Annotated in this window: 13 protein-coding genes; 6 read left to right on the top strand and 7 right to left on the bottom strand. The window is 70.9% G+C overall.

Annotation, left to right across the window (positions count from 1 at the left end):
• Positions 1-134: 134 nt before the first annotated feature.
• Together ACFY3J_RS28825 and ACFY3J_RS28830 are read right to left on the bottom strand one after the other, a co-directional pair.
• A complete protein-coding gene (locus ACFY3J_RS28825) occupies positions 135-1856 on the bottom strand; it encodes a glycoside hydrolase family 6 protein (protein WP_384186069.1) in 1722 nt (573 codons plus the stop codon).
• A gap of 157 nt (positions 1857-2013) precedes the next feature.
• A complete protein-coding gene (locus ACFY3J_RS28830) occupies positions 2014-3489 on the bottom strand; it encodes a cellulose binding domain-containing protein (protein WP_384186066.1) in 1476 nt (491 codons plus the stop codon).
• Positions 3490-3785: 296 nt separating this feature from the next.
• Between ACFY3J_RS28830 and ACFY3J_RS28835 the strand changes: the two genes are divergently transcribed.
• Together ACFY3J_RS28835 and ACFY3J_RS28840 are read left to right on the top strand one after the other, a co-directional pair.
• Positions 3786-6704, top strand: a complete 2919-nt coding sequence (locus ACFY3J_RS28835) for a glycoside hydrolase family 48 protein (RefSeq protein ID WP_384186064.1) — start codon at positions 3786-3788, stop codon at positions 6702-6704.
• A 163-nt stretch (positions 6705-6867) separates the two neighbouring features.
• A complete protein-coding gene (locus ACFY3J_RS28840; protein WP_384186062.1) occupies positions 6868-9564 on the top strand; it encodes a cellulose binding domain-containing protein in 2697 nt (898 codons plus the stop codon).
• 114 nt (positions 9565-9678) lie between these two features.
• On the opposite strand, the gene ACFY3J_RS28845 is transcribed toward ACFY3J_RS28840, so the two are convergent.
• The 3 genes from ACFY3J_RS28845 to ACFY3J_RS28855 form a co-directional block, all read right to left on the bottom strand.
• Positions 9679-10422, bottom strand: coding sequence for a class I SAM-dependent methyltransferase (locus tag ACFY3J_RS28845; protein WP_384186059.1), 744 nt, complete (start codon positions 10420-10422; stop codon positions 9679-9681).
• 31 nt (positions 10423-10453) lie between these two features.
• Positions 10454-10759, bottom strand: coding sequence for a 4a-hydroxytetrahydrobiopterin dehydratase (locus ACFY3J_RS28850; RefSeq protein WP_384186057.1), 306 nt, complete (start codon positions 10757-10759; stop codon positions 10454-10456).
• A gap of 260 nt (positions 10760-11019) precedes the next feature.
• Positions 11020-12162 (bottom strand): ADP-ribosylglycohydrolase family protein, encoded by a 1143-nt coding sequence (locus tag ACFY3J_RS28855; RefSeq protein WP_384185094.1) that lies wholly within the window; start codon positions 12160-12162, stop codon positions 11020-11022.
• Between the two features lie 29 nt (positions 12163-12191).
• Between ACFY3J_RS28855 and ACFY3J_RS28860 the strand changes: the two genes are divergently transcribed.
• Both ACFY3J_RS28860 and ACFY3J_RS28865 read left to right on the top strand, forming a co-directional pair.
• Entirely contained in the window at positions 12192-13052 is an 861-nt protein-coding gene (locus tag ACFY3J_RS28860; protein ID WP_390842035.1) for a helix-turn-helix domain-containing protein, read from the top strand.
• Entirely contained in the window at positions 13045-13908 is an 864-nt protein-coding gene (locus tag ACFY3J_RS28865; RefSeq protein ID WP_384185088.1) for a helix-turn-helix domain-containing protein, read from the top strand. Before ACFY3J_RS28860 ends, ACFY3J_RS28865 begins: the two co-directional genes overlap by 8 nt.
• A 71-nt stretch (positions 13909-13979) precedes the next feature.
• Here the strand turns inward: ACFY3J_RS28865 and dnaK are convergent, their stop codons facing one another.
• Together dnaK and ACFY3J_RS28875 are read right to left on the bottom strand one after the other, a co-directional pair.
• A complete protein-coding gene (gene dnaK / locus ACFY3J_RS28870; protein ID WP_384185085.1) occupies positions 13980-15842 on the bottom strand; it encodes a molecular chaperone DnaK in 1863 nt (620 codons plus the stop codon).
• Between the two features lie 152 nt (positions 15843-15994).
• The gene (locus tag ACFY3J_RS28875) at positions 15995-16420 is read right to left on the bottom strand and encodes an OsmC family protein (protein WP_384185082.1); all 426 of its coding nucleotides are present in this window, start codon (positions 16418-16420) and stop codon (positions 15995-15997) included.
• Between the two features lie 162 nt (positions 16421-16582).
• On the opposite strand from ACFY3J_RS28875, the gene ACFY3J_RS28880 reads away from it, so the two are divergent.
• Together ACFY3J_RS28880 and ACFY3J_RS28885 are read left to right on the top strand one after the other, a co-directional pair.
• Positions 16583-17362, top strand: a complete 780-nt coding sequence (locus ACFY3J_RS28880; protein WP_390842036.1) for a tetratricopeptide repeat protein — start codon at positions 16583-16585, stop codon at positions 17360-17362.
• The gene (locus ACFY3J_RS28885; RefSeq protein ID WP_390842037.1) at positions 17352-20117 is read left to right on the top strand and encodes a VWA domain-containing protein; all 2766 of its coding nucleotides are present in this window, start codon (positions 17352-17354) and stop codon (positions 20115-20117) included. The genes ACFY3J_RS28880 and ACFY3J_RS28885 overlap by 11 nt, the downstream gene beginning before the upstream one ends.
• The last annotated feature ends 6 nt before the right edge of the window (positions 20118-20123 follow it).

Here is a 20123-nt window from a genome sequence, read left to right on the forward strand (position 1 = left end):
CACCGGGAGAGGGCCACTCCTGTTGCCGAGGCGGCAAAACGGCCGGGGGGCATGTGCCCCCCGGCCGCGGGGATGAGCCGTTCGCCGCCCGCCGGGGCCGCCCGGCAGGGCCGGCCCCGGCGGATCGCCTCAGATCACGGCAGAGGCGGGTACGCGTTCTTCATCAGCTCCTGGAACTGGGCGGAGAACCAGTGCCCGGAGACCGGAGCGTTCGCCAGCGCGCCCGACGCGCTGTTGCCGTTGCGGGCGTTGCCGCCGTAGGTCGGGTCGCACATGCGGTCGAAGCCCTTGCCCTCGTCGTTCGGGATGGCCGAGCTGGAACCGTCGGACTCCCCCGGGGGCTTCATCCACACGTAGGCGTCGATGCCGGCGGCCGGCGCCGCCTGCGGACGCTCACCGAGACCGGCACCCGCCTGGTTGCACCAGTTGCCCGTGTTGATGCGACGGTCGTAGCGCCCGCCGTCGACATAGGTGTCCACGCTGGTCTTGGCACCCGGACCGGCCGGACGCGCCGATCCGCCCCAGCCGTTCCTGGAGGTGTCGATCAGCATGCCGATGTTGGAGTTGAAGCCGACCGAGACGAGCTTGTTGCGGAAGGCCTGCGCGAACGACAGCTCGTCGACGTACTGGTTCCAGTCCACCCACTTGGACTGGCGCACCGAGACGCCGTTCACCTGGTCGTTGATCGTGAAGTTGTTCTCCTTCAGGGCGCTGTAGTTGGCCGTGTTGGTGATGAAGCCGGCCACGTCGTTGACGGACGCGCCCTCGCTGGTGGCCGCCTGCTTGAAGATGTCGGCCGACGGGCCGAAGTTGTCGTCCCAGCCGATCCAGCCGTGGTGCCCGGCGTCGATGTAGTTGTAGACGTTCGGGATCTTGCCGAGCTTGGCCAGTGCGTAGCCGACGCCCTTGACGTAGTTGCCGTTGGCCTTCATGGTGTCGCACTGCGGTGTGGCGGTGGCGCGGCCGCTGGTGTTGGTGACCAGGTTCGGCAGCGAGTCGATCTCGATGGTGGTGACGATCCGCAGCGAGGAGTACTTGGCGTCGCCGAGGATGGCCGCGATCGGGTCGATGAACTGGGTCTTGTACTTGTCGATCTCCGTCGGGCCGAGCTCGCCGTTGGAGGCGAGGGCCGCGCAGTCGCGTCCCGGCAGGTCGTAGACGACGACCTGGATGACCTCCTCGCCGCTGCCCTTCTGCTTCAGGGCCTCGTCGAGGTGGGCGCGCAGACCCATGCCGCCGTTCACGCCGTTGATCGCGGCGATGCGGTCGAGCCAGACGCCGGTGGGCTGCTTGGAGACGCGGCTGCCGCCCGGCTCCGCGGCGGCCTTCGCGGACCACTCCGGGTTCACGTACACCTTGGCGCCGGTGTACGGGTTGTCGACCCGGCTTCCGTTGCCGCCTCCGGGGTTGCCGCCGCCCGGGTCACCGCCGCCGGGGTCGCCACCGCCGCTGTCGACGTTGCAGGTGACACCGTCGAGGGTGAAGGCGGCCGGGATCGCGTTGGTGCCGCTGTAGGTGCCCTGGAAGCCGAAGTTGACGGAACCGCCCGTGGGAAGGCTGCCGTTGTAGCTCTCGTTGGCCGCGGTGACGTTGGCACCGCTCTGGCTGATCTTCGCGTTCCAGCCGCTGGTGACCTTCTGGTTGCCGGCGTAGGTCCACTTCAGCGACCAACTCGACTTGGCGGCGCCGTTGTTCTTGACGGTGACATCGGCGGTGAAGCCGCTGTCCCACTGGTTGACCTTGTAGTCGACGGTACAGGGGACGGCGGCGCTGGCGGGTGCGGCGGTCAGCGCCGCCCCCGTGGCCCCGGCCACCAGGGCCATGGCGGCGAGTATCGATGTTCTGGTGCGGCTCATGAGTGCGAAGTGCTCCTTCTTTCGAACTTGACTTGCGGATAGGGGACTTTCGGAATTTCGGCCTTCCGGCCTTTCGGCCTTTCGGCCTTCCGGAAAGGGTCGTAAGGACTCGGGGGTGTGGATTTGGAGTTGCGGACTCGGACCTGCGGGGAGGGACTCAGGGGCTGAGGGCGCGCAGGTGGTCGCGCAGCCCGGCGCCGAACGCCGTGGGCGTACCGTCGTAGGCGGAGATCAGGGACGGCCCGGAGGAGCAGTCCCAGGTGTTCCAGGTCCAGCCCAGGTAGGACAGGCCACGGTCGTCGAACCACTTCATGACCTGGTCGATGAATCCGTGCGAGCAGGTGTTCTCGCCGATCTCCCCGGCCACCAGCGGCACCTGGGCCGCGACCGGGGCGAGGGTGGAGTTCCAGCAGCTCGCGCTGGAGCAGGTGTTGAAGTTGTAGACGTGGTAGGAGGCGCCCAGATTGCCGGTCGGGTCGCTGGGCCGGTAGGTGAGCCACTGACCGAGGTCGTTGGAGTACGCGAGACCACCGGCGAGGATGACGTTCTTGGCCCCGGCACCGCGGATCGCGTCGACGAGGCTCTGCATGCCGGCGACCTGGTACCCGATTCCCGGACAGGTGCCGCCGTCGCGCCAGCACTTCCACGCGTCGGTGAGACTTGAGGTCGCCCGGTCCGGATAGGGCTCGTTGAACAGGTCGAAGACGACGGCCTGGTCACCCTTGAAGGTGCCGGCGACCGAGGACCAGAACGACGGGGTGTACTGGGCGTCGGGCATCGGCTTCTGGCAGGTGGCGTGGACGTCGGAGCAGCCCGCCGAGTTGCCGGTGTACTGGCCGTAGGTCCAGTGCAGTTCGACGATCGGGGTCATGCCGTACGCCTCGACCCGGGCCACCAGCTCCTTGACCGCGCTGATGTAGTTCGCGCCCGCGTACTGCGGTTTGATGTTGGAAAGACCCAGCCAGCACTCCTCGTTGAGGGGGATACGGACGGCGTTCGCCTTCCAGTCGGCGATCGCCTTGATCGCGGCGTCGTCCACGGGACCGTCCCAGATGCCGTAGCCCTGGACGCACATGAACTCGCCGCCGGAGCGGTTGACCCCGAGCAGCCGGCGGTTGTTCCCGGCGGCGTCGACGAGCTTGCTGCCGGAGACGTGCAGGGCGGGCGCCTTGCCGTTACCGGTCGGCGGCGGATCCGTCGGAGGTGTGGACGGCTCCGAGTCGACGTTGCAGGTGGTGCCGTTGAGCTTGAACGCCGTCGGCACGGGATTGCTCCCCGACCTGGAGCCGAGGAAACCCGCGCTGACACTCGCGCCGGTGCCGAGCGAACCGTTGTAGCTCTCGTTGGCGGCGGTCACCGTCGTACCGGACTGGGACCACTTCGCGTTCCAGCCCTGGGTGACCTTCTGACCGCCCGCGAAGTCGAAGGTCAGACTCCAACTGCTCATCGGAGCCTGGTTGTTGGTTATCCTCACGTCGCCCTGGAAGCCGGCGTCCCACTGATTGGTGACGGTGTACTCCACCGTGCACGCGGGTGCGGCTCCGTGCGCCGTGACCGCAGGCACGACCACGCTCCCGACGAGCGCGACCGCACCGGCGATGGCTAAAAGGACTGAACGCGGGGGGTGTCGCATGAGCGACTCCTTGCAGCTCTGGCGCGCCGTGACGGCCGCGTCGACTGATGGAATCGCTCCCACTGGTTCGAGTGAAGGTAGCGGCAAGTGACGACGAAGGACAGAGGGGGTGCGAACTTTTGTCGAACTTCCTCAACTCAACAGCTCTTAAAGGAGGTTGACCGGCGTCGAATCTTTTCGACTCTTCAAGGACCTTGACCCCCTGGACACCCGTCCGCACTATGGGAGCGCTCCCACTGGTTCACGGCTTGACGCTCCTCCCCCACCTCCCCCGAGCCGCAAGGAGGAACCAGCACATGCATCCCCGACGCAGACGCCGCGGCGTGCGGCGGCTGTGGACCGCCGCCGTGGCGGCCCTCGCTCTTCCGCTCACCATGCTGTCGACGGGGTCGACCACCGCGCACGCGGCGGCCCTGCAGTGCAGCGTGGACTACAAGACCAACGACTGGGGCTCCGGCTTCACCGCGGACCTGACCATCACCAACCGCGGTACGGACGTGATCAACGGCTGGACCCTGACCTACGGCTACTCGGGCAACCAGAAACTCAGCAACGGCTGGAACGGCATCTGGTCGCAGTCCGGCCAGACGATCACCGTGAAGAACGAGTCGTACAACGGGACGATCGCCGCCGGAAGCGCCGTGAACGCCGGTGCCCAGTTCAGCTACAGCGGCACCAACACCGCGCCGACGAGCTTCGCGGTCAACGGCACCACCTGCGCCGGCGCGCACCAGCCCCCGGTGACGGTGCTGACCAGCCCGTCCGCGGGCGCGGTCTACAGCCAGGGCGCCGCCGTACCGCTCGCGGCGACCGCGGCGGCGGCCGACAACGCGAGCATCACCAAGATCGAGTTCTACGACGACACGACCCTGCTGGGCACGGACACGAGCGCTCCGTACTCGCTCTCGGTCTCCAACTTGACCGTGGGCAGTCATTCGCTGGTGGCGAAGGCGTACGACAGCCTCGGCGCGTCCGCGGAGTCCACACCGGTCGGCATCACGGTCGCCTCGGGTCCCGCGGTGGTCGCCTCGCCCACCCAACTGGGTGTCCAGCAGGGCAAGTCGGGGACCTTCGACGTCAAGTTGTCGAGCCAGCCCAGTTCCAATGTGACGGTCGGGGTCACCCGTACGTCCGGCAACACGGGCCTGTCGGTGACCGGCGGTTCCTCGCTCACCTTCACTCCGGCCAACTGGAACACCGCGCAGAAGGTGACCATCACCGCGGACTCCTCGGGCACCGGTTCGGCGGTCTTCACGGCCGCGGCGACCGGCTACACCAAGGCCACGGTCACCGTGACGGAGCTGGCCGCCTCGAAGACGTACGACGCCCGCTTCCTGGACCTGTACGGGAAGATCACCAACCCGGCGAACGGGTACTTCTCCCCCGACGGCATCCCCTACCACTCGGTGGAGACGCTGATCGTGGAGGCGCCCGACCACGGCCACGAGACCACGTCGGAGGCGTACAGCTACCTCCTGTGGCTCCAGGCCATGTACGGCAAGGTGACGGGCGACTGGACCAAGTTCAACGGCGCCTGGTCGATCATGGAGAAGTACATGATCCCCACCCACGCCGACCAACCGACCAACTCCTTCTACACCGCCTCCAAGCCGGCGACGTACGCGCCCGAGCTGGACACGCCCAACCAGTACCCGGCGAAGCTCGACTCCGGGGTGTCGGTGGGTCCTGACCCGATCGCGTCCGAGCTGAAGTCCGCCTACGGCACGGACGACGTCTACGGCATGCACTGGATCGAGGACGTCGACAACGTCTACGGCTACGGCAACACGCCGGGCGGTCAGTGCGAGGCCGGCCCCACGGCCAAGGGACCGTCGTACATCAACACCTTCCAGCGCGGCGCCGAGGAGTCGGTCTGGGAGACGGTGCCGCAGACCACCTGCGACGCCTTCAAGTACGGCGGCAAGAACGGCTATCTGGACCTGTTCACCGGTGACGACTCCTACGCCAAGCAGTGGAAGTACACCAACGCCCCCGACGCCGACGCGCGCGCCGTCCAGGCCGCGTACTGGGCCGATCTGTGGGCCAAGGCGCAGGGCAAGGGAGCCGATGTGTCGGCCACCGTCGCCAAGGCGGCGAAGATGGGCGACTACCTGCGGTACTCGATGTACGACAAGTACTTCAAGAAGATCGGCAACTGTGTCGGGCCCTCCTCCTGCCCCGCCGGCACCGGCAAGGACGCCTCGCACTACCTGCTCTCCTGGTACTACGCCTGGGGCGGGGCGACCGACACCTCGGCGGGCTGGGCCTGGCGCATCGGTTCCAGCCACGTCCACGGCGGCTACCAGAACCCGCTCGCCGCGTACGCGCTGAGCAGCAACGCCAACCTGAAGCCCAAGTCGGCGACGGGCGTGGCGGACTGGAGCAAGTCGCTCCAGCGGCAACTGGAGTTCTACCGGTGGCTCCAGTCCTCCGAGGGCGCCATCGCGGGCGGCGCGACCAACAGCTGGCAGGGCCGTTACGCCACCCCGCCGGCCGGCACGTCGACCTTCTACGGCATGTACTACGACTGGCAGCCGGTCTACCACGACCCGCCGTCCAACCAGTGGTTCGGCTTCCAGGCCTGGTCGATGGAGCGGGTCGCCGAGTACTACCAGCAGACGGGTGACGCCGCCGCGAAGACGGTACTCGACAAGTGGGTCAAGTGGGCGCTGTCCAAGACCACGGTCAACCCCAACGGCACCTTCCAGATCCCCTCCACGCTCCAGTGGTCGGGGCAGCCGGACACCTGGAACGCCTCCTCCCCCGGCTCCAACAGCGGGCTGCACGTCACCGTCGCCGACTACACCAACGACGTCGGTGTGGCCGCCGCGTACGCCAAGACCCTGACGTACTACGCCGCCAGGTCCGGGGACGCGCAGGCCAAGTCGACGGCGAAGGCCCTGCTGGACGGCATGTGGAACAACAACCAGGACAGCCTGGGCATCGCCGTCCCGGAGACCCGCACCGACTACAGCCGGTTCGGCGACAAGGTGTACGTGCCCAACGGCTGGACCGGCACGATGCCGAACGGCGACAAGATCGACTCCTCGTCGACGTTCGCCTCGATCCGTTCCTTCTACAAGAACGACCCGGCCTGGTCGAAGATCGAGTCCTACCTCAAGGGCGGCGCGGCCCCGGTCTTCACCTACCACCGGTTCTGGGCGCAGGCGGACATCGCCCTCGCCATGGGTTCGTACGCGGAGCTCCTCGAATAAGTCCCCGCTGAACGCTCCGTGTACCGGGGCCCGTCATCCGCCGACGGGACCCCGACCGGGCGGCTCCCTCACGGGGAGCCGCCCGGTCGTCACGTCCTTCCCGCTCCTGCCTCCTGCCTCCTTCTCCCCCTTCCTCCTGCCCTCCGTCGAGAGGAGCCCCACCGTGCGAAGAACGCCCCGCACCGCCCGTGTCCTGACGGCCGTGTTCGCACTCGCCGCCGGACTGCTCGCCGGCGCCCCGTCCGCGGCGGCCCGGCCCGCCGCACCGGCCGCGGTCGCGGCGGACACGTACACCTGGAAGAACGCCCGCATCGACGGGGGCGGCTTCGTCCCCGGCATCGTCTTCAACCGCAGTGAGAAGAACCTGGTCTACGCCCGCACCGACATCGGCGGCGCCTACCGCTGGCAGCAGTCGACGAAGACCTGGACCCCGCTGCTGGACTCGGTCGGCTGGGACGACTGGGGCCACACCGGCGTCGTCTCCCTCGCCTCCGACTCCGCCGCCCCCGACCGGGTGTACGCCGCCGTCGGCACGTACACCAACAGCTGGGACCCGGGCAACGGCGCCGTGCTGCGCTCCACCGACCGGGGCGCGAGCTGGAAGAAGGCCGACCTGCCGTTCAAGCTCGGCGGCAACATGCCGGGCCGCGGGATGGGCGAGCGACTGGCGATCGACCCGAACAGGAACAGCGTGCTGTACCTGGGCGCGCCCAGCGGCAAGGGCCTGTGGCGGTCGACGGACTCGGGGGCGACCTGGTCGCGGGTCACGAGCTTCACCAACCCGGGCAACTACGCGCAGGACCCGAGCGACACGTCCGGCTACGCCAGCGACAACCAGGGCGTCGTCTGGGTCACCTTCGACGAGTCCACCGGCACCTCGGGCAACGCGACGAAGACCGTCTACGCCGGGGTCGCCGACAAGGACAACGCGGTGTACCGCTCGACGGACGCGGGCGCGACCTGGCAGCGGCTGCCGGGGCAGCCGACCGGGTACCTGGCCCACAAGGGCGTGCTGGACGCGAAGAACGGCTACCTGTATCTCGCCTACAGCGACACGGGCGGACCGTACGACGGCGGCAAGGGCCAGTTGTGGCGGTACGCGACCGCGACCGGCACCTGGACCAACATCAGCCCGGTCGCGGTGGCCGACACCTACTACGGCTTCAGCGGTCTGACGCTCGACCGGCAGCACCCGGGCACGGTCATGGCGACGGCCTACAGTTCCTGGTGGCCGGACACGCAGATCTTCCGCTCCACCAACAGCGGCGCGACCTGGACGCAGGCCTGGGACTACACGTCGTACCCGAACCGCTCGAACCGTTACACGATGGACGTGTCGTCCACACCCTGGCTGACCTTCGGCGCCAACCCCTCACCGCCCGAACAGACCCCGAAACTGGGCTGGATGACGGAGGCGCTGGAGATCGACCCGTTCGACTCCGACCGGATGATGTACGGCACGGGCGCGACGATCTACGGCACCGAGAACCTCACCAGATGGGACGGCGGCGGCCAGTTCACCGTGCGCCCGATGGTGCAGGGCCTGGAGGAGACCGCGGTGAACGACCTGGCGTCGCCGCCCTCCGGAGCGCCGCTGCTCAGCGCGCTGGGCGACATCGGCGGCTTCCGGCACACGGATCTGGCGAAGGTCCCGTCGATGATGTTCACCTCCCCCACCTTCACCACGAGCACCAGCCTGGACCTCGCCGAGACGAACCCGAACACGGTGGTGCGGGTGGGCGACACGGACTCGGGCGCGCACATCGGGTTCTCGACCGACAACGGCGCCAACTGGTTCGCCGGCACCGACCCGTCGGGCGTGAGCGGCGGCGGGACGGTCGCGGCCGCCGCGGACGGCAGCCGGTTCGTGTGGAGCCCGGCGGGTACGGGCGTGCGGTACACGACGGGCTTCGGGTCCTCGTGGTCGGCGTCGGCCGGGATCCCGGCGGGCGCCGTCGTGGAGTCGGACCGGGTGGATCCGAAAACCTTCTATGGCTTCAAGTCAGGCAAGTTCTACGTGAGTTCGGATGGCGGCGCGACCTTCACCGCCTCGTCGGCCACGGGTCTGCCCAGCGGTGACAGCGTGCGCTTCAAGGCGCTGCCGGGCACGAAGGGCGACATCTGGCTGGCGGGCGGCGCGAGCGACGGCGCGTACGGGCTGTGGCACTCGACCAACGGCGGCGCGGCCTTCACCAAGCTGGCGGGCGTCGAGCAGGCCGACACCATCGGCTTCGGCAAGGCGGCGAGCGGCGCCTCGTACCAGACGCTGTACACGAGCGCGAAGATCGGCGGGGTGCGGGGCATCTTCCGCTCCACCGACAAGGGCGCGAGCTGGACCCGGATCAACGACGACGCCCACCAGTGGGGTTGGACCGGCGCGGCGATCACGGGCGACCCCCGGGTCTACGGCCGCGTGTACGTCTCCACCAACGGCCGCGGCGTGGTCTACGGCGACACCGCCGGCACCGGCGGCGGGGACACGGGCGGAGGAGACACGGGCGGTGGCGACTCCGGCGGAGGCACGACACCGCCGCCGGCCGGCCCCTGCGCGGTGACGTACAAGGTCACCAACCAGTGGACCGACGGCTTCCAGGCCGACGTCCAGCTGACCAACACCGGCACCACGGCCTGGAACGACTGGTCGCTCACCTGGTCCTTCCCGAACGGGCAGAAGGTGACCCAGCTGTGGAACGCCGACTACTCCCAGTCGGGCGCGTCGGTGACGGCGCGGAACGTGAGCTGGAACGGCACCGTGGCGGCCGGTTCCTCGGTGGGCTTCGGCTTCACCGGGAGCTGGTCGGGGACCAATGGCAGACCGGCCGCCTTCACGGTCGGCGGCCGGGCCTGCACGGTCTCCTGACGGGGGGAGGGACGCGTGCCGGACACGGCACGCGCCCCTTCGTCCGGGCTCGCCGGCTCGATGCCCCTCGCTCCCCCTCGCGGAAACTACCCCTTACGCCCCCTCGCTCCTCCTTCACTCCTCCTTGCGGAACGCCCGCAGGGTGAAGACCGGGTCCGGGCGGCGGCGGTCCTGGTCGGGCAGGGCCGCCAGCCTCGCGGCGAAGGCGTCGGCGAGGGGTTCGCCCGGCGGCAGCGTGACGAACCAGCCGCGGCGCAGGTCGGCGATGGTGCTGCGGGGGCTGCGGCCCTGGTCGCGGCCCGGGAAGAGGGTCTGTCCGACCGGGACCAGGCCGTACGCGGCTGCGTACTCGGTGACGAGGCCGGCGTCGTCGCGGGCCGGGCGGCGGGGCCGGGAGGCGAGTACGGCGTCGATGTCGCTGCCGACGTTGTGCGCGGCGGCCTTGTCGACCGTGGTGACGTACACCCCGCCGGGCCGGAGCACCCGGGCGCACTCGGCGACGATCGCCCGCACGTCCTCGGGGCCGGGCGCCAGGTGCAGCAGCCACACACTGGTGACGGCGTCGAACCGACCGTCGGGGAAGGGCAGGCTGCGGCTGTCGGCGAGCACGACGGCACCGGGCAGGCGCGCCCCGGCGTGCCGGGCCATCGCGGGCGCCCGGTCGACTCCGGTCACCCGCAGACCGGCGCGGGCGGCGGCGAGGCGGCGGGTCACGATGCCGGTGCCGCAGCCCGCGTCGAGCAGTTCGCGCGTCTGCCGCGGCACGAGGCCGAGGACGGCCTCCGCCGCGGCCTCCGCTCTTGGTTCGCCGCCGCGCGAGGCGTCGTAGCGCTCGGCTTCCTCGTCGTAGTCCAGCACGCGGTTCCCCCCACCCCGTCCCGGCGGCGGCTCAGCTCGCCCCGTGTCCCGGTGCGAGGTCCTGCACCCGGCGGGCGAGTTCAAAGTCCTTCTCGGTGACGGCGCCGCCCGCGCTGTGGGTGTTCACGCTGAGCGAGACCGTGTTGTAGCCCAGGTTCAGGTCGGAGTGGTGGTTGAGCTCCTCCTGCACCTGGGCAATGTGCACGACCATCGCCGTCGCCGCGAAGTGCGAGCCGAGCCGGAAGGAGCGGGTGAGGCGGTCCCCGTCGACGGACCAGCCGGGCAGTTCGGCCAGCCGGTCCTCGATCTCCTTGGGCGACAGCGGTGCGACGGGCATGGGACCGGCTCCCTTCCTGGACCTCTCCTGGACCTCGCGTTCCCGTTCAGACTGCCACAGGAGGGCCGCCGCGTCCCGGGCCGGAACGGGCCCTAGGGTCTTTCGTTTGGATCAGGCCGGATCAGGGAGCGGGGTCTGGTGCCGTGCATCGCAAGGCGGAGGAGGGCGGCAGGGCGGAGCCCTGCCAACCGACGACAACGCGGCGAGGCACGGCACCAGACCCCGCGAGCCCGGCCTGATCCAAACGAGAGGCCCTCGGCTCAGCCGGCCAGGCACTCGGCCGCGAGGTCGTCCGCCAGGGCGGCGATCCTGGCGCGGCCCTCGACGTGTTCCACCCAGGTGTGCGGCAGGCCGTGGTCGCCGTGCCGGGCCCCGAGGATGTTTCCGCAGATGGAGCCGGTGGAGTCGCTGTCACCCGAGTGGTTGACGGCGAGCAGCAGGGCGTCTTCGACGCTCGGGGCGGCCAGGGCGCTGTAGACGCCGATGGCGAGGGCCTCCTCGGCGACCCATCCGGCGCCGAGCCGTTGAAGTCTCTCGGGCGTCCCAGTGCCCTGTGCGGCCAGGTCGAGGGCCTGCTCCAGGGCGGCACTGGTCTCCTCGCGCCCGGGGTTGGCGGTCCCCCCTGTTCGAGCGGAGCCGTGAGCTTCGGTGCGGGCGAGCAGCCGCAGCGCCCGCAGGACCGCGCCCTCGACGGAGTCCCCGGACACGAGGTACGCGACGATCGCGGCGAGCGCGCCGGCCGCGTAGTAACCGGTGGGGTGGCCGTGGGTCGTCTGGGCGCAGCGGGCGGCCATGCCGAAGGCGGTGGCGGGGTCGGTGCGGGTCAGCCCGAAGGGCGCCGAGCGCATCACGGCGCCGCAGCCCTTGGAGTCGGAGTTGACCGGGCCGGGCGGGCCGAGTTCGGCCGCCGGATCGGGCACGAAGTCCTGGGCGAGCCCGGACAGGCAGGCGTTTCCGGGGGCGCGGCGGGCGTACAGCCACCGTTCGGTGATCAGTCCGCCGCGCGGACCCTCGTAGGAGCCCCCGGAGGGCCCGGCCATCTCACTGTCCTCGGGGCCCTGCCTGCGCTGGGTCTCCAGCCAGCGCTCGTAGGCCCAGCGCACCAGGCGGGGCCAGCCGCCGCCGATGCCCCGCAGCCGCTCGCGCTCGTGGGCCTGGCGCAGGCCCTCCACCGTGAACAGGGTCATCTGGGTGTCGTCGGTGATACGACCCACCACGCCGTCCCCGTCGGGCACCAGGCCGGTCACGCCGCGCGGGCCGTGCACGGCGCGGATCCGGTCCAGGGAGTCGAACTCCACCGGATAGCCGAGGGCGTCCCCGACGGCGCCGCCCAGCAGGCAGCCGCGCACTCTGGCGCGGTACACCGCCGTAGCCTCCCAGGACGGCCTCCACGGCTCGGTCATACGCCCCCTCCTCGACTACGGTCATGCGTATGGCCATTGTCGCGTCCGGCACCACCGCGTCCCCCACCGCCCCCGCGGCCCAGGACGTGGGCCCCCTGCTGCGGTCCTGGCGGGAACGGCGGCGGATCAGCCAGCTCGAACTGGCGCTGCGCGCCGACTCCTCGGCCCGGCACATCAGCTTCGTCGAGACCGGACGGTCCCGGCCGAGCGAGGAGATGGTGCTGCGGCTGGCGGAGCACCTGGAAGTGCCGGTGCGGGAGCGCAACGCCCTGCTGCTGGCCGCCGGTTACGCCCCGAGGTACCGGCAGACCCCGCTGGACGACCCGGCGCTCGGCCCGCTGCGCGAGGGCCTGGAGCAGCTGATCCGGGGATACGAGCCGTATCCGGCGCTGGTGGTCGACGCGACGTACGACGTGGTGAGCGCGAACCGGGGCATCACGAGGCTGCTGGAGGGCGTCCCGGAGCGGCTGCTCGCCGCGCCGCTGAACGCGATGCGGCTGACCCTGCACCCGGACGGTCTGGCGCCGCGCATCCGCAATCTGCGCGAGTGGCGCGGGCATCTGCTCGCCCAGATGGAGCGGCAGGTCGCGCTGCACCGCTCGGCCGCGCTGCGCGAGCTGTACGAGGAGGTGGCGGCCTACCCGGTGCCGCGGAGCGCTCCGGAGACGGCGGAGCCGTCCGGGCAGGCGCCGTACTTCGCGCTGCCGATGCGGATCGAGCACGACGGTCGGGTGCTGTCGTTCGTCTCCTCCATCTCCACCTTCAACACGCCCATGGACGTGACGGTGGCGGAACTGGCGATCGAGACGTTCCTGCCCGCCGATCCGGCCACCGTCGAGTACCTTCACTCGTCGTGGGCGGGAAAGAGCCGGGAGGCGTGGCGTGAGTGAGCGGCGGGCCGCGCCCACCGTGGGCCAGGTGGTGCTCGGCAGACGGCTTCAGGAACTGCGGGAGAAGGCCGGGCTGGGACGCGAGGCGGCCGCGCGCGTCCTGCGGGTGGCCCCCGCGACGGTACGGCGGATGGAGACGGCCGAGGTCGCGCTGAAGATCCCGTACGTGCAGATGTTGCTGAGCGCCTACGGGGTGGGCGACGAGGCGGCCGCCGCGTTCGTCGCGCTGGCCGAGGAGGCCAACGCGCCGGGTTGGTGGCAGCGGTTCCACGACGTGCTGCCGGAGTGGTTCAGCCTGTATGTGAGCCTGGAGGGCGCCGCCCGGCTGATCCGCTCCTACGAGCCGCACTTCGTGCCGGGGCTGCTCCAGACGGAGGGCTATGCGCGGGCGGTGCTGGAGGCGGGGACGGTCGGGCAGCGCAGGCCGGACGCGGTCGAGCGGCACGTGTCGCTGCGCATGGCCCGGCAGCAGCTGCTGGAGCGGGCCGATCCGCCGCACCTGTGGGTGATCATCGACGAGACGGTGCTGCGGCGGCCGGTGAGCGACCGCCCCGAGGTGATGCGCGAGCAGCTCGACAAGCTGCTCCACTACACCGAGCGGGACCGGGTGACGGTGCAGGTCGCCGAGTTCGCCCGGGGGCCGCACGCGGGGACGTACGCGCCGTTCTCGCTGTTCCGCTTCGCCGAGCCGGAGCTGCCCGACCTGGTCTACACCGAGTACCTGACCGGCGCCCTGTACCTGGACTCCCGCACGGAGATCTCCGCGCACCTGGAGGTCCTGGACCGCATGACGGCCGCCGCCGCCACCGCCGAGCAGACCCGCGAGCTGCTGCGGAAGTACCGCGAGAACCTGTGAACCGCGCCGCGGGCGGCCTGTACTAGGGCCTGCCTGTCGTCGCACGGCAGGCGGGAATTCGACGACAGGGTCTAGGCGGCCCCGCCCCTGGTGTCGCGTTCGTCGTCGACGATCTCCGCGTCCACCACCGTGTCCTCGTCGGGCGGTGCCGTCTGCTGTCCGGTGCTCTCCGTGCCGCTCTGCTGGGCCTGGGCGTACATCGCCTGACCCATCCGCTGGCTGACGGAGGCCAGTTTGTCGATGGCCGTGCGCAGCGCGGGGGTCTCCGCCTGCTGTTCCAGGAGCGCCTTCACCTCCGCGGCGGCGGCCTCGACCTCCGACTTGGTGTCGGCGGGCACGCGGTCGCCGTTGTCGCGGAGGAAGTTCTCCGTCTGGTAGACGAGCTGCTCGGCCTGGTTGCGGGTCTCGGCGGCCTCCCGGCGCTTGCGGTCCTCCTCGGCGTACTGCTCGGCCTCCCGCATCATGCGGTCGATGTCGTCCTTGGGCAGCGCGGAGCCGCCGGTCACCGTCATCTTCTGCTCGCGGCCGGTGGCGAGGTCCTTGGCCGAGACGTGCATGATCCCGTTGGCGTCGATGTCGAAGGCGACCTCGATCTGCGGCACCCCGCGCGGGGCGGGCGGCAGGCCGGTGAGGTCGAAGACGCCGAGCTTCTTGTTGTACGCGGCGATCTCACGTTCGCCCTGGTAGACCTGGATGCCGACCGAGGGCTGGTTGTCGGTGGCGGTGGTGAAGATCTCCGAACGCCGGGTCGGGATCGTGGTGTTGCGCTCGATGAGCTTGGTCATGATGCCGCCCTTGGTCTCGATGCCGAGGGACAGCGGGGTGACGTCGAGGAGGAGGACGTCCTTGACGTCGCCGCGGATCACGCCCGCCTGGAGGGCGGCGCCCACGGCCACCACCTCGTCGGGGTTGACGCCCTTGTGCGGATCCTTGCCGGTCAGCTCCCGCACCAGGTCGGTCACGGCCGGCATCCGGGTGGAGCCGCCGACGAGGATCACGTGGTCGACGGCCGAGAGCTTGACGCCCGCGTCCTTGACGGCCTGGTGGAAGGGCTTGCGGCAGCGGTCCAGCAGATCGGCGGTGAGCTCCTGGAACTGGGCCCGGGTCAGCTTCTCGTCCAGGTGCAGCGGGCCCTCGGCGGAGGCCGTGATGTAGGGCAGGTTGATCGTCGTCTCGGAGGACGACGACAGCTCGATCTTGGCCTTCTCGGCGGCCTCCCGCAGCCGCTGCACCGCCATCTTGTCGTTGCCGAGGTCGACGCCGTACTGGCCCTTGAACCGCTTGACCAGATGCTCGACGACCCGCTGGTCCCAGTCGTCGCCGCCGAGGTGGGTGTCGCCGTTGGTGGCCTTGACCTCGATGACGCCGTCGCCGATCTCCAGCAGGGAGACGTCGAAGGTGCCGCCGCCGAGGTCGAAGACGAGCACGGTCTGCTCCTCGCCCCGGTCCAGGCCGTAGGCGAGCGCGGCGGCCGTCGGCTCGTTGATGATCCTCAGGACCTTCAGCCCTGCGATCTCCCCGGCCTCCTTGGTCGCCTGCCGCTGGGCGTCGTCGAAGTACGCCGGCACGGTGATCACCGCGTCCGTGACGTCCTCGCCGAGGTAGGCCTCCGCGTCCCGCTTCAGCTTCTGCAGGACGCGCGCGGACAGCTCCTGCGCCCGGTAACGGGTGCCGTCGACGGAGCCCTTGTCCGGGAAGCGCCAGTTCGCGTCCCCCATGTGACGCTTGACCGAGCGTGCGGTGCGCTCCACGTTCGTCACCGCCTGCCGCTTGGCCACCTCGCCGACGAGTACCTCGCCGTTCTTGGCGAACGCCACGACCGACGGCGTGGTGCGCGCGCCCTCGGCGTTGGCGACGACGGTGGGGTCGCCGCCTTCCAGCAGGGCCACCACCGAGTTCGTCGTCCCGAGATCGATCCCGACCGCACGTGCCATCTTCGTCCCCTTCCGGGCGCCTCCTGCTCTCCAGCACAAAACTTGAGTGCGCCGTTGTCAATGCCGCGTACCCGCCGGCTGCCGCTCTACCCGGGAACACCGATGCCGCGCCCGGGACGAGGGGCGCGGCACCGTCGGACGTGGGCCTCGCCTCAGGCGAGCTTCGCGTCCAGGGTGATCGTCGTACCGGCCAGGGCCTGGCTGACCGGGCAGTTCTTCTTGGCTTCCTCGGCCGCGGCGACGAACGCGTCGTTGTCGACGCCGGGGACCGTGCCCTCGACGCTGAGGTGAATGCCCGTGATGCCCTCGCCCGGCTGGAAGGTGACGTCCGCCTTCGTCCGCAGGGTGGTGGGCGGGGTGCCGGCGCCGGCGAGGCCGTGCGACAGCGCCATGGAGAAGCAGCTGGAGTGGGCGGCTGCGATCAGCTCCTCGGGGCTGGTCTTCCCGTTCGCCTGCTCGGCGCGCGACGGCCAGGACACCGGCTGCTGGCCGATGCCGGAGGAGTCGAAGGTGACGACGCCGTTGCCCTCGAGCAGGTTGCCTTCCCAGACGGTGTGAGCGGTGCGCGTGGTTGCCACGGTTGGTTCCATACCTTTCGCCAGGGTTCCCGTTGCCGGGGTTCCGTAACCGCCATCCGATCACATCCGCGCCGTGCACAACCACCGAGCGGGCCGCGACCTGCCGGAGAAGGTGTGTGAATCGCCTGCCGGACGGAGGGGGGAGGCCCTACAGTCCGTTTCATGGTCGAACTCTTCCAAGTCCTTGGGGGAATCGCGGGATTTGGTGGGGTCGCTCTCGGTGTCCTGTACCTGCTCTACCGGGACCTCGTGCGCGACATCATCCGCAGGCGGATGTTCCGGACGCTCACGTCGGCGCAGGCGACCGCCCTGTTCGGGGCCGTGGTCGTGCTGGCCTTCGCCGTGGCGATCCTCGGGATCTTCGCCACCCTCGCCGAAAGCACGGGTGTCCGGCAGTTCCTGGTCCTCGTGGGCATGCTGCTGCTGTTCCTGCTGGCGGTGCTGTTCCTCGCCGTGCGCGTGGTCACCGGCCCGGCCGCCCGCGCGAAGGCCGGCGGCGGCAGCGGTGCGGAGCGCAAGCTCACCACGGTGCGCCGGCACGTCGAGAGCGGGGAGGCCGACCAGGCGGAGCGCGCCCTGGAGGCGTCCCGGCTGGACCGCGAGTCGTCCGTGTTCTGGTACTGGAAGGCCAGGATCGCGCTGGTCCGGTCCAACCTCGACGTGGCGTACGGCTATGTCGAGGAGGCGCTGAAGCTGGACGGCCGGGACCCGTACTCCATCGCGCTGAAGATAGAGCTGCTCCTGCTGGCGGGCGACCCCGACCGGCGTGACCGGGCCGCGCGGCTGTCGGTGGAGAGCACCGGCTTGAGCGGCGAACTCGACGCGTGGCTGCGCCAGTTGCGGGCCGAGGGAATGTTCGACGGTGGGGTGCGCACCCGCACGGAGCTCGAGGCGCGGTGCCCGCTCCCCACCCGTACCACGGAGGATGCCCATGCGGAGTGAGCGGAGCAGGAACGAAGAGCAGCGGAAGGCGGTCCTCTTCCTCCCGCCGGCCACCGTCGCGGGCGGGGGCGCCGGCGGTGGATCGTACGGGTCGTACCACGAACCGGATGAGGCGCTGAGGGAGGCGCTGACCGCCGCGGCCGGGGCGGACCTGCTCCCGGTTTCTCCGCCGGCCCGCTCGGCGGAGGAGGCCGACGCACTCCTCGCCCGGCTCCCGGACGCGGTGCTCCTGATCCACCCCGGCGCTCGGATCCCGCGCGACGCGCGCCCCCGGCCGGGCGGCGCGCTGTGGCAACTCCTGCGCTGCGGAGCAGGACTTCGGCTGTGCGAACCGGCCACGGTGGCGGAGGCCTCTCTACCGCAAGGCTCGTTGCGCCCGGAGGGGGCCTCTCGCGTGGAGGGCGCCTCGTCGTCGGCGGGGACGCCGTCCTCAAAGGAGTCGTCGCTCCCGCCGGGTGCCCCGCTTCCGGGCGGCTCGGCCGCGCCGGGGCCCATGGGCCCGGACGACGGGGACCGGCTGGCGCTGCTGGTGGTGGAGCTGCCCCAGGAGGGTGCTCCGACCGCGGCCGGGCGGGCGGTGCGCGCCGAGCGCGCGCCGCTGTGCCGGGACTTCGCGGCCCGCATCGGACTGCCGGCCGGGCCGGTGCTCGGGGAGAGCGCCGAGGACTGGGCCGTGGAGCTTCGACGGGCCGTGCGCTGGCATCGGACGCTGACGGCGGTCGTGCACCCCGGGATCACCCCGCCCGCCCCGGACGGCCAGGACGCCCTGCTGTGGGGATGGCTGCGGGCGGGTCGGGAGATCCGGTCGGCGTTCGCCCCGCTCGACGGGCGGTTCGCCGTGCAGCAGTCGGGGGCGGCGTCCCACCTGGAGCTCGGCAGCACCTACCTCGGCCGTCTGAGCGCTCCGCCTCCGGACGCGGACGAGGACGACCGGCTCTTCCCCGCCTCCCTCGACAGAGAGATCCGAGCACCCAGGTGGCGCTCCGCGCAACCTCCGCCGGGCTCCCGCGGGCCCGCCGGGCCACCGCCGTCCGGCGACGAGGACCACGAGTTCGTCCACCATCCCGGCCCCCTCGAGGCGGTCCCCTCATCCGCGGCGGCCGATCCCCTCGGTACCGTCGCGCAACGGCGCACCATCAGCCATGACGCCCAGCCGGCCGGCCGTCGCCCGCCCCTGTTCCGCCGCACCGGCCGGCCCCTCCCCCACGACGGACTCTTCATCCGCCGCAACAGCGCCTTCGGCACCCGTTCCCCCCTCGGCGTGCGGGATCTCATCGAGCAGGGCGTGATCATCGGGCAGGAGCAGATCCGGTTCGACGACTTCGTGGCGGCCCGCACCGAGCAGGTGCCCGGTCCCCCGCCCGGCCGGGCCGTCGGCGTCAGCCACGGGCTGGCGGCCGCACAGGGCGAGTTCAGGGCCGACGAGGCGACGACCCACTTCCTGGAGATCACCCTCAAGGCGGGCGAGGCACCCCCCGAGGACGCCCCCGCCGAGCCGCTTCCGGTGAACTTCGTCTTCGTCGTGGACACCAGCGGCTCGATGCACGGCGAGAAGCTCGACTGCGTCAAGGAGGCCCTGCAGACCCTCTACGACCGGCTGCGGCCGACGGACTGCCTGGGCGTCATCACCTTCGAGCACCACGTCCGCACGGTGCTGCCCGCCACCGCCAAACGGGAGCTGCCTCGCGAGCGCTTCGCCCAGGTGGTGGCCGGGCTGAGAGCCGGCGGCGGCACGGACATCAACCTCGGTGTGCAGTACGGCATCGACGAGATCGGCCGGAACGCCCTCGGCGGGCGCACGGTCAACTGCCTGTACCTCTTCTCCGACGGCGGCCCGACCTCCGGCGAACGGGACTGGGTCAGGATCCGCACGAACATCGCGGCCAAGCTCCGCGGCGACCTCACCGTGTCGTGCTTCGGCTTCGGCTCCGACGCGCGGATGCCCGAACTGGCGGCGCTGGCCGGGCTGGCCGGCGGTCACGCGACGTTCGTCACCCGTCCCGAGCAGGTGGGCACGGACCTGCTCGCCGACCTGAACCGGCGCGACCATCTGGCCGCCATCGACATCCAGCTCCGCCTCGACATCGCCCCGGACGTGGAGATCCGCCACCTGTACGGTCACGACCTGGTCACCGACCCGCGCGCCCGGGCGGCGGTGCTGAGGGAGGCGGCCCAGGCGGCCGAGCGGGCACGGCGGGACTACGGCGCCGAGGCCCTCCCGGACCTCATCGCCGAGGAGACCGGCATCCGTATCTTCGCGCCCGACCTCGCGTTCGGTGAGACGTACTGGATCGTCCTCGAACTGACCGTGCCGCCGGGCCGCGAGCCGCACCCCCTGGGCACCGGGGCCGTGCAGTACGTCGACACCGTCACGCGCGAGGGGCACCGGCACGAACTCGGGCTGGCCGCGGACCTCACCCTCACCGAGGAGACCGTGGCCGTGCACGCGATGGGCCTGTGGACCAGCGAGGTCACCTTCCACGCGCTGGACGACCTGTACGACCGCGACCGCGACGCGGCGACGAAGCGGCTGAAGCAGCACATCCAGGTGCTGCGGGCCGCGCACAGCCGGCTGCCGGCGCGGGAGTTCCGCGACGACCAGGTCACCCTGCAGAAGCTGATCACGCTGACCGGCTCGCTGGACACGGTGGTGTCGTTCAGCGACCAGCCGCACGGACCGGGCGGCATGGCACCCGCGGTCATGATGATGAGCGACTTCGGCCGGGTCCGGTCGGGCTTCTGGCCGCACTACTGACCGCCG

Source organism: Streptomyces sp. NPDC001231 (assembly GCF_042896885.1).
Taxonomy (GTDB): Bacteria; Actinomycetota; Actinomycetes; order Streptomycetales; family Streptomycetaceae; genus Streptomyces.

Coding starts and splice junctions, on each gene's coding strand:
- ACFY3J_RS28825 (WP_384186069.1), bottom strand. CDS start 1,856: ATGAGCCGCACCAGAACATCGATACTCGCCGCCATGGCCCTGGTGGCC.
- ACFY3J_RS28830 (WP_384186066.1), bottom strand. CDS start 3,489: ATGCGACACCCCCCGCGTTCAGTCCTTTTAGCCATCGCCGGTGCGGTC.
- ACFY3J_RS28835 (WP_384186064.1), top strand. CDS start 3,786: ATGCATCCCCGACGCAGACGCCGCGGCGTGCGGCGGCTGTGGACCGCC.
- ACFY3J_RS28850 (WP_384186057.1), bottom strand. CDS start 10,759: ATGCCCGTCGCACCGCTGTCGCCCAAGGAGATCGAGGACCGGCTGGCC.
- ACFY3J_RS28855 (WP_384185094.1), bottom strand. CDS start 12,162: ATGACCGAGCCGTGGAGGCCGTCCTGGGAGGCTACGGCGGTGTACCGC.
- ACFY3J_RS28860 (WP_390842035.1), top strand. CDS start 12,192: ATGGCCATTGTCGCGTCCGGCACCACCGCGTCCCCCACCGCCCCCGCG.
- dnaK (WP_384185085.1), bottom strand. CDS start 15,842: ATGGCACGTGCGGTCGGGATCGATCTCGGGACGACGAACTCGGTGGTG.
- ACFY3J_RS28880 (WP_390842036.1), top strand. CDS start 16,583: ATGGTCGAACTCTTCCAAGTCCTTGGGGGAATCGCGGGATTTGGTGGG.
- ACFY3J_RS28885 (WP_390842037.1), top strand. CDS start 17,352: ATGCGGAGTGAGCGGAGCAGGAACGAAGAGCAGCGGAAGGCGGTCCTC.